The organism is Myxococcus vastator (assembly GCF_010894475.1).
Taxonomy (GTDB): domain Bacteria; phylum Myxococcota; class Myxococcia; order Myxococcales; family Myxococcaceae; genus Myxococcus; species Myxococcus vastator.
Genome location: NZ_JAAIYB010000355.1, coordinates 1 through 8944, shown reverse-complemented (window position 1 = coordinate 8944; position 8944 = coordinate 1). Strand labels below are relative to the sequence as shown.

Genomic DNA, 8944 nt, shown 5'->3' with positions numbered 1-8944 from the left:
GTTCCCCCCCCAGGTGAACGTGGAGCGGGAGGAGGAGCGGGCCCTGCGGGGCATGGTCGAGTGGGCCCGCCTGCCCGCGGACGCGCTGCGCGAGCTGACGGCCAGCACGCTCGCGTGCACGCGCACCGTGCGCTTCGCGGAGCTCCCCCGCGCCCCTGCCGCCGAGGACCCGACGGTCCGCTGCCAGCAGGTGGTGGGGACGCTGCAGGCCGCTGGCTTCGACATCCTCGTGGCCGACATGTCTCCTCCGGACCACGCCGTCTACGTCGTCAAGGCGCTCGTGCCGGGGCTCGAGGTGGAGACGATGACGTATTTCCGTATCGGTGAGCGGAACGTGGCCCGGCTGCGCGCCCGAGGCGAGCCGCTGGCCGGGCTCGGCGCGCCGCCCGAGGGCGCCCGGGCCGTGCGCTTGACGCCCGCCGCCGAGGCGCGGCTGGGCGGACCGGCCTGGTTCGACGTCCGGCGAGCCGAGCAGCGCGTGGGCCGCCTCTACCCGCTCTACCGCGAGCCGGGCCGCCACAGCGTGCAGCACGTGCTGCTTCGCCGTCGCTTCGGGGGAGGCCTGTCATGAGCCTGCGCTTCGCCTACAACACCAACGGCGTCGCCAACCACCGCTTCCTGGACGCGCTGCGGCTCATCGCCGACAGCGGCTACGACGGCGTCGCCCTCACGCTGGACCATCATCACTTCGACCCCTTCGCGCCCCGGCTGGAGCGCCGCGCCGAGGCGCTGGCGAAGCTGCTGGGGCAGCTCGGCCTGGGGCTGGTGGTGGAGACGGGCGCGCGCTTCCTGCTGGAGCCTCGGGCCAAGCACGAGCCCACGCTCATCAGCCCGGAGCCGGAGGGCCGTGAGCGCAGGCTCGACTTCCTCCAGAGGGCGGTGGACCTGTGCGCCATCTGCCAGGGCGAGGCGGTGTCCTTCTGGGCCGGAGTGCCCCGCCCCGGGGTGGACCCGGAGGCGGCCTGGGGCTGGCTGGTGGACGGCGTGGCGCGGCTGTCGGACTACGCGGCGGCGCGCGGCGTGGTGGCCGCGGTGGAGCCGGAGCCGGGCATGCGCGTGGAGACGGTGGATGACTGGCGCTGCCTTCAGGAGGCGGTGGCGCGGCGCGGCGCGGCCCCCCTCCGGCTGGCCCTGGACGTGGGACACCTGTGGGTGACGCAGGAGCGGGTGCCGGCGGACGCGGTGCGCGAGCTGGCGCCGGAGCTGGGCACGGTGGCGCTGGAGGACATGAAGCGCGGCGTGCACGAGCACCTGCCCTTCGGCGAGGGCGACCTGAACGTGTCGTCGGTGCTCCAGGCGCTGGTGAAGATTCGCTTCGACCGGCTGGTGTGCGTCGAGCTGTCGCGCGACTCGCACCGCGCGCACACCATGGTGCCCCAGGCCCGGGAGTGGCTGCGGGCGCACATGCCCTCGGGCGCGGAGGTGGCCGCATGAGCGGGAGGAATGCTCCGCGGGTCTGCTTCATCTCCCGGCGCTTCTTTCCGGCCGTCTCGGGGATGAGCGTCTATGCCCTCAACCTGGTGCGGGAGCTGGCGGAGCGCGGCCATGACGTGACGCTGGTCAGCCAGTACCGCGATGACCGGGCGGGGGGCTCCGTCTATGGCGGTGGGCCTCCGCCGCGCGTCCCCGGCGTCACGGTGCTGGGCCGCGAGTCCCTGGGGGAGCAGCGCGTCGGTGAGGGCCTGCCGGCCAGCTTCGAGCAGGACGTCGAGGACCTGGTGGCCACCGTGGAGCGGGAGCACCGGCGGCGACCCTTCGACCTCATCCATGCGCAGTACGGCTACCCGTGCGGGCTGGCCGCGCTGGAGGCGAGCCGGCGGCTGGGGCTGCCCAACATGGTGTCCATCCAGGGCGGTGACGGCCACTGGGTGGGCACCTGCTGTGGGACTCACAAGCAGGCCATGCTGGCGGTGCTGGGCCACGCGGGGGCGCTGCTGATTGGCAGCCGCTCCTTCGCCGAGGAGGTGCGGGGCCACCATGGGACGCCGCTGGAGCGCTTCACCTTCGTGCCCGGCGCCACCGACACGCGCCGCTTCCACCCGCGCGACGAGTCGTCGCTCGGCGCGATGCGGGCGCGGCCGGTGCTGCTCTACCACGGCCGCGTGGACGCGCGGAAAGGCGTGATGGAGCTGCTGGACGCGCTGCGGCTGCTGGCGCGCGACGGCCGCGAGGTGAGGCTCCTGGTGTCCGGCATCGGCCCGGACCTGGAGGCCGTGCGAGAAAGGGTGGCCGCGCTGGGCCTGGGCGACCGCGTCGAGCTCACTGGCCACGCCTCCTACGAGGACGCGCCCGCCGTCTACCGGCGTGGCGACCTGTTCGTGTCGCCCACGTACGCGGAGGGCTTCTCCAACACGCTCCTGGAGGCCATGGCCAGCGGCCTGCCCATCGTCTCCACGCGGGTGGTGGGCGTGGTGGACTGTCTGGAGGACGGCCGGGACGCGCTGCTCGTCCCCCCACAGGACGCCCCCGCGCTGGCGGAGGCCATCCTCCGGATGCTGGGTGACTTGGAGCTGCGCCGCCGCCTCGCGCGCACGGCCCTGGCGGAGGTGCGGGAGCTGTACTCGTGGCAGGCGGTGGGCCGGCGCATCCAGCAGGTGTATGGCCAGCTCACCGGCACCCGCCCGGACACGGGCTGGACGCGGCTGTACGACCCGGCGACCACCGTGGACACCGCGGACCCCTCCTGCCGCTTCCGGAGCGCGCCGCACCTGCTATGAGCACCGCCCTCTTCCTGTCGCCCCACCTGGACGACGTCGCCTTCTCCTGCGGGGGCACCTTGGCCCGGCTGAAGGCGCGGGGGTGGACGGTGGCCCTGGTCACCGTCTTCACCCGCTCGGTGCCCCACCCCACGGGCTTCGCGCTCGCATGCCAGACGGACAAGGGCCTCCCGCCGGAGGTGGACTACATGGTGCTGCGTCGCCAGGAGGACCGCGACTTCGCGGCGCGGATGGACGTGGATGCCCTGGTGTGGGCCGACCTGCCGGAGGCGCCACATCGTGGCTACGACAGCGCGGCGGCCCTCTTCACGCCGCCTCGCGAGGACGATGGCATTGGCGCCGAGGCGGTGGCACGGCTCGCCCCGGTGGTGGCCGGCCTGCGACCGGACCTCGTGCTGGCGCCGCAGGCGCTGGGCGGCCATGTGGACCACGTGCAGGTGGCACGGCTGCTGCCATCCCTGGGCGAATGGGCGTCGCGCACGCTGTGGTACCGCGACACGCCCTATGCCGTGCGCCAACCGGGAGCACGGCCGGACCCCTCGTTGCCCGCGGGCCTCCGCCCGGTGGTGGTGGACGTGTCCGCCGAACTGTGGCGCAAGGTGCGCGGCTGCACCTGCTACCGCACCCAGGTCGGCTTCCAGTTTGGCGGGGCCGAGGCCGTGGGCCCCACCCTGGCGGCCTTCCAGCAGCGCGAGGCGGTAGCCCATGGACGGACCGGCCATGCGGAGGTGTTCCTCGCGGGAGCCGACCTCGCCCCGGACTTGTTGGGGGCGCTGACGGCGAGCTGATGGCCGTTGCGGGTCAGGCTTCCTTGTCGGGCAGGAGCGCGCGCAGCGATAGCGCCTTCATCTCGGAGTTCGTCACGGCGGTCCCGAGCCAGTAGCGCCGCTACGCTGAGTGCCGAAGTGGCGCCAGCAGCCCAGCCCGCGCCAGCAACTCATGAACCCGGCCAGCTACCGCGACATGCGCTGGATTGCTGGCCATGAATCGCTCCGGAGTGAGGACGACGAGCGTCCCGACATCCTCCACGGGCTCGATGCGGACCGGGGCAGGGAGCGGAGGCACCGTACCCTTGCGACGAGACACATACGTTATCCAGCCCACGAACGTTCCAGGCTTGGGGTTGGATGAAACCATGTCCCGGTGTGCCGCCGAGGTGACCACCGCCGAATCAGGCTCCCAGGCGAGCACCATGCACCGGAGGAGTTGGCACAGCGCCTCGGCAGTCATGACCCTTTCAGCGTTCGCACTGCGACTGGGCAGGTTGAAGTAGCAGAAGTTGGTCATTGAGTCGGCGTAGCCACCGCAGGTGACGTCAAAGCCCGTTGCGTCGTAATCATCTTCCACGCCATTCCAGCCGCGCATCCGGAATCCAAGGTCCTCAAACACTCGGTCCCTGCCTCGACGAATGAGGCGCTCCAAGGCTTGGCGCGTAGGTTCAATGGGGCGCCGCACTGCCTCCTGGCGCGACCGCCCCAGTTGGAACCAGCGCCCGAACGACGGGTCGATGGCTGCAAGGCCCCTGAGGAGAACGTCCACTCGGCGGGCGCAATCCTCCGGGAGTTCCTTCCGTGGCCCCCAATACGCACCGGCATAAATGGTCTCGTCCATGCTGCGCATCCCCCTATGGAAGCGGAGGGGTGAAGATCACGTCAATCTCGGTGATGCCTCTTCCCCTCAATAGCCCCCGAACTGCATCAGCCGTTTTCTGCTCCGCGACGTGCCACCGAATCGCACTACCGGTACCTCGACATGTCCCTGCTCAATCCCATCCCTATCCAGTCCGCTCAGCAGCTCACCTTGGCACCGCTCGCCTCCACAAGCACCAAGGCTTCACGGGCGCCCAGCGCCGTCAACGCCGCCTCCTCCGCCGCCCTTCGGTACTCCTCCTTCACCTCGGCCAGCCGCGTCCGCGCCCCGATAGACATATCAAGAAGAGGGCGAATGGCATTCCCTCAGGTTCCGCTCTCGACATAAACATACAATCAAGAGGAGCGCATCAAGAGTGGGATGCGATTGCCCCAGGGTGGGGCAATCTTGATTTCGGGCGCTTGATTTGTGGACACCTTGCGGCGAGCAGCGTTTGCCACATAGAGTTTATGAATGACAAAGAAATCCCTGTGGCTATCTTGCTTCTTGCTGTTCGGGCTGGTGTCGAGTCCCGCCCTGGCGCAAGTGAGGATGATTTCCATCACTCCTCCCGCGACGGTGGCGAATCCGCTGACAGGCTTCAACGTGAACTACACGCTCTCCGGCAGCAAGTACGGCGTCGGCGCGGCGTCCGCGCAGTTGTACTTCTATCTATCCACGACCCCGAACGGGAGCGGTCCGGTCTGGCTCCTCGATTCGCGACAGATCCTTCTCCAAGGCAACGGCCTGGGACCGTATTATCCTCCGTCTGGCACCCAGACCGTATATATGCACCGGGTCAACATGCAGGCGTCGACCGTCGCGCAACTGGAGGCCATCGCGGCTGCGTGTCAACCCCAGACCTATTACATCCTGGGGTTTGTGGACAACACTCCGCTGGTGGATCGCAGTTTGCTAATGGGCAGCACGAAACCGCCGGACTTCTACTTCTCCGGCGGGACGCTCTCGCCCAATACTATCCAGCCGGGGGGGGCCGCCGACCTCTCATTCACTCTGGCAACCCAATGCCCCGTATCCACCGGCTCGCACGTCGGCATCTATCTAACGGACCCCAGCTTCCAGGTGCTGGAAGTGATTGGCGCTGTCTCCGTCGGGACTGGAGCGGGGCCCTTCTCCCTGCCGCCCACGCCCATCACCTTCTCTTCCGCCATGCCACTGGGCAGCTACCGTATCGTACTGGTCGCGGATGCCAACGGCGTCGTCACGGAGAGCAACGAGAACAACAACGTGGGCTACTTCGAACTCCAGGTCACCTCGGGACTCCTGGCCCAGGACGACCCGGGCCAGGCCCAGGAGCTGTCAGAGCCGCTGCCGTTCGATGCGGCCTCGGTGCTGTCCGAGTTCGAGCGCGGTGCCTCGGTGCGGCGCGACGTCCTGTCGTTCTGACCGGACACCCGCTTCAACGGAAGGGATGACGGGCGTTCGCGCCCGTCAGGAGAGAGGATAGCCAGGGCTGGTGGACTCCGGCGAGGAGGTGCAGGTCCTCGAGGGGATTATCGACACTGCAGCTCGGCGTAGCGCCGCGAGAGGAGTTGGGTGGCGGTGAGCGGTCGGGTAGACCAGGGAAGTCACCCTCCCTGGCCCCCCACAGATCCAGACGTGCGGGACTACCGCATCCGGCTCTTCGGCTCATGGTTTTGCTGCGAGAGTGCGATAGCGGTGGATGATGCGCACAGGTGGCAGCGGGTAGCGTTGCAGCAGCCGTGCGAATCTCTCCCATGCCAGCGTGGCGCGCTGCGAGCGGCGTCCAAGCCATTTGCGCCACGTGTGTGCCACCCAGTACAGGAAGCGAGTGAGGCTCCGCGTGTTTCCGCTGATTCCGTAGTACGCGTAGTGGCCCCTCACCTTCTGTACGAGGCCGCGGTGCTGCTCGGCAACGGGCAGATGCCTGTTGATGCGACACCAGTCCGTCATCCTGCTCAGCGCCCGCGACATCCGGCTTGACGTGGTCTTCCGCTGGACGGCCCACCTGCCCTTCAGCGTCTTCCCCCAATAGTGGGTGAAGCCGAGGAAATCGAAGCTGCGCGGCCGTGCCCCGAGCGGCTTGGTAGCCGAGCGGGGTGGCCGAGGAAACTGCACCAGCCTCGTCTTCTCCGGGTGGAGCGTCAGCCCATACTTGCTGAAGCGCTTTGAAAGCACGGCCATGACGCGCCGAGCGTCCTCCTCCCGGGTGAAGAGCACCACGAAGTCATCGGCGTAGCGGACGAGAGCGGCCCGGCCCACCAGACGCGGCCTCACCTGCCTCTCAAACCACACGTCCAGCACCTCGTGCAGGTAGACGTTTGCCAGCAAGGGGGAGATGACGCCCCCCTGCGGAGTGCCTTCCTCGGGGTGGACGACGGCCCCATCCTCCAGCACTCCTGCGTTCAACCACTTGCCGATGAGGCGCAGGAGCACCCCATCGCGCACCCGCCGCTGAAGGAAGGCGAGGAGCTGTCCATGGTCCAGGGTGTCGAAGAAGCTCTGGATGTCGACCTCAAGCACCCACCCACCGTTCATCTCGATCGACTGCTGCCACAATGCCTCCAGCGCCAAGTGTGCACTGCGTCCGGGCCGGAAGCCGTAGCTGCACGACAGGAAGTCCTGCTCGTACACGGCCTCCAGCACCATGGCGACCGCCCGCTGGAGGAGTTTGTCCTCGAAGGTCGGAATCCCGATGGGACGTGTCTTGCCTTGCCCCTTCGGGATGTGCACCCGACGCACGGGCGGCGCTCGGTAGGTGCCGGACTTCATGCGCCCCAGCAGCGAGTGGAGGTGGTCCTCCAGCCTCGCCGCGTACTCCTGGGCCGTTTGTCCGTCGATGCCTACCGCGCCGTCCTTGCGCACCCGCCTGTGGGCCTCGCGCAGCCAGTCGATGTCGATGTGGTGGGCCAGCGTCGTGAAGGCCATGTCCGGCCCCTGCCTCGCCAGCGTTGCTATCCGTTGAAGTCGCGTTGAGATGGGGATGGGACTCGGTGTTCCCGCCATCTTTCCCTCCTTCGGGTCCATGTTCCGGTGCTCCCTTCCCTCCGCAGGGTCCGGCCCCGGGCAGCAGCCGTTCCCCTGCCTCTGCGGCACTACGGAGCACTCCGACGCCCTGTCGCTCCTCCCGCTATCGGCTTCGTTGCCTTCGCCCTCGCGGTACCACCCTCGTCCGTCTTTCGCTCCTCCGGGAGGCGGACGCATCGCCCGGACGCCGGGGTTGTTCTGACGGGTTCCCCAACCGTCTCGTTGTGGTGGAAGAGACAGGGCCTCCCAGGTTCCTGGGGAGCCCCTTGCGTACGTGCCCCGCTCTGGCGACCCCGGTGAGGCTGGGAGCGCCTGGCCGAACTCGCGGCGCGCCCAGTACAGCCTTCCGTCTCTTGAACGACGTCGGCCCTCACGAGACCAACTCTTTCGGGGCTCAATGACGCGGCCCGCACGCTCGCTGTCTACGCTTCGCAGCCCGGGTTACCCCGGCGCCACGCAAGACTCGCTTCCGGCTGGTGGCCACCTTTGCCGGGCAGGGATTTCACCTGCTGGGCTCCATGTGAGGTTTCGGTTCCGGCTATGCCATTACGTCCTCCTCATCCAGGCTTGGCCTGGCGCACTCAAGATTGTTGTCGCGTGAGAGGGCTCAACCGATGCGCTTCATCTCCTGCACAGCCGGGGTGAGGTTCGGAGAGGGGCCGAGACGGACGGGGCCCATCGGCGTCCAGTTGCGAGTGTCGCGGCTCCAGCGCTCGGGATGACGCGCTTCAGCGCGTTGGTATACCTCGCGACGTCGAGCCAGCAGCGCGTGCTCGCGGCCGAAGTGCCTGTCGTCAGGCGTGACGAAGCGAATGGCGCAGTGGCGGTGCTCGGTGTTGTACCAGGCCATGAAGCGCGTCACCCAGGCACGCGCGTCCTCGACGGACGTGAAGGGGCGCTGTGGGAAGGAGGGACGGTACTTCAGCGTGCGGAAGAGGGCCTCGGAGAACGGGTTGTCGTCCGAGACGCGGGGGCGGCTGAAGGACGGGGTGACGCCCAGCCACTGCAGGGTGGCCAAGAGCGTGGCGCCCTTCATGGGGCCACCGTTATCCGCATGCAACACCAGTCCCTCGGGGCAGCCCGCTTCCTGCCAGCAGCGGCGGATGAGGGCCGCTGCATGCGCGGACGACTCCTCCTCGTGCACCTCGGAGCCCATGATGCGGCGGCTGAAGACGTCCACCACCAGGTACAGGTAGAGGAAGCTGCCCGTCACGGGGCCCCTCAGGTAGGTGATGTCCCAGCTCCACACCTGGTTCGGCCCTGTGGCGAGGTGCTCGGCCCGTGGCCTGGGCGTGGGCGCCTTGGCGCGGCCACGGTGGGCCAGTTGCCCCGCTTCGCGTAGCACCCGGTGTTTCTGCTCCGCTACCGGACGGAAGAAGCCAAGGCGGTACTGGAAGCGGCGGCGAACGAGGGAGGGGTTTCCGCCATCGGAGCGCTCATGACACTACGACGCTGGAAGGACGGCACCTGGGCGCTCGATCCTGAGTAGTCCGCATTGAGGAGACGGGGCTTCAAAACCGCAGAGAGGCGCCCCGGGCGAGTTCGATTCCCGTGCCCTCCCTCGAACGCATCCCCTCACTCCCCGGATG

10 protein-coding genes are annotated in these 8944 nt (G+C 68.6%); 5 read left to right on the top strand and 5 right to left on the bottom strand.

Translation table 11 applies throughout. The features are described 5' to 3' along the window. From G4D87_RS27890 to G4D87_RS27875, 4 genes are all read left to right on the top strand, one after another. The coding region (locus G4D87_RS27890; RefSeq protein WP_205507751.1) for a YcaO-like family protein at window positions 1-571 on the top strand (571 nt) is incomplete at its 5' end. Further along, window positions 568-1434, top strand: a complete 867-nt coding sequence (locus G4D87_RS27885; RefSeq protein WP_163785693.1) for a sugar phosphate isomerase/epimerase family protein — start codon at window positions 568-570, stop codon at window positions 1432-1434. The genes G4D87_RS27890 and G4D87_RS27885, both read left to right, overlap by 4 nt. Continuing rightward, a complete protein-coding gene (locus G4D87_RS27880; protein ID WP_163785691.1) occupies window positions 1431-2717 on the top strand; it encodes a glycosyltransferase family 4 protein in 1287 nt (428 codons plus the stop codon). Before G4D87_RS27885 ends, G4D87_RS27880 begins: the two co-directional genes overlap by 4 nt. After that, window positions 2714-3505: a PIG-L deacetylase family protein gene (locus G4D87_RS27875; protein WP_163785689.1), complete on the top strand. Its 792-nt coding sequence runs from the start codon at window positions 2714-2716 to the stop codon at window positions 3503-3505. The genes G4D87_RS27880 and G4D87_RS27875 overlap by 4 nt, the downstream gene beginning before the upstream one ends. A gap of 100 nt (window positions 3506-3605) precedes the next feature. On the opposite strand, the gene G4D87_RS27870 is transcribed toward G4D87_RS27875, so the two are convergent. The 3 genes from G4D87_RS27870 to G4D87_RS27860 form a co-directional block, all read right to left on the bottom strand. Continuing rightward, entirely contained in the window at window positions 3606-4328 is a 723-nt protein-coding gene (locus G4D87_RS27870) for an immunity 52 family protein (RefSeq protein ID WP_240358665.1), read from the bottom strand. 176 nt (window positions 4329-4504) lie between these two features. Then, window positions 4505-4645 (bottom strand): hypothetical protein, encoded by a 141-nt coding sequence (locus tag G4D87_RS27865; protein ID WP_163785684.1) that lies wholly within the window; start codon window positions 4643-4645, stop codon window positions 4505-4507. Window positions 4646-4702: 57 nt separating this feature from the next. After that, the gene (locus tag G4D87_RS27860; protein WP_163785683.1) at window positions 4703-4909 is read right to left on the bottom strand and encodes a hypothetical protein; all 207 of its coding nucleotides are present in this window, start codon (window positions 4907-4909) and stop codon (window positions 4703-4705) included. Here G4D87_RS27860 and G4D87_RS27855 point away from each other — a divergent pair. Further along, window positions 4899-5753, top strand: coding sequence for a hypothetical protein (locus G4D87_RS27855; protein ID WP_205507750.1), 855 nt, complete (start codon window positions 4899-4901; stop codon window positions 5751-5753). The two genes, G4D87_RS27860 and G4D87_RS27855, sit on opposite strands and share 11 nt — an antisense overlap. 243 nt (window positions 5754-5996) lie before the next feature. Here the strand turns inward: G4D87_RS27855 and ltrA are convergent, their stop codons facing one another. Continuing rightward, window positions 5997-7256, bottom strand: a complete 1260-nt coding sequence (gene ltrA, locus G4D87_RS27850; protein ID WP_240358664.1) for a group II intron reverse transcriptase/maturase — start codon at window positions 7254-7256, stop codon at window positions 5997-5999. Between the two features lie 706 nt (window positions 7257-7962). Next, window positions 7963-8700, bottom strand: a complete 738-nt coding sequence (locus G4D87_RS27845) for a DDE-type integrase/transposase/recombinase (protein WP_371928605.1) — start codon at window positions 8698-8700, stop codon at window positions 7963-7965. Between the last annotated feature and the right edge of the window lie 244 nt (window positions 8701-8944).

Bases quoted from the DNA above. Each gene is read 5' to 3' on its own strand.
- ltrA (WP_240358664.1), bottom strand. From the start codon at position 7,256: ATGGCCTTCACGACGCTGGCCCACCACATCGACATCGACTGGCTGCGC.
- G4D87_RS27865 (WP_163785684.1), bottom strand. From the start codon at position 4,645: ATGTCTATCGGGGCGCGGACGCGGCTGGCCGAGGTGAAGGAGGAGTAC.
- G4D87_RS27885 (WP_163785693.1), top strand. From the start codon at position 568: ATGAGCCTGCGCTTCGCCTACAACACCAACGGCGTCGCCAACCACCGC.
- G4D87_RS27860 (WP_163785683.1), bottom strand. From the start codon at position 4,909: ATGGAAATCATCCTCACTTGCGCCAGGGCGGGACTCGACACCAGCCCG.
- G4D87_RS27870 (WP_240358665.1), bottom strand. From the start codon at position 4,328: ATGGACGAGACCATTTATGCCGGTGCGTATTGGGGGCCACGGAAGGAA.
- G4D87_RS27855 (WP_205507750.1), top strand. From the start codon at position 4,899: ATGATTTCCATCACTCCTCCCGCGACGGTGGCGAATCCGCTGACAGGC.
- G4D87_RS27880 (WP_163785691.1), top strand. From the start codon at position 1,431: ATGAGCGGGAGGAATGCTCCGCGGGTCTGCTTCATCTCCCGGCGCTTC.
- G4D87_RS27875 (WP_163785689.1), top strand. From the start codon at position 2,714: ATGAGCACCGCCCTCTTCCTGTCGCCCCACCTGGACGACGTCGCCTTC.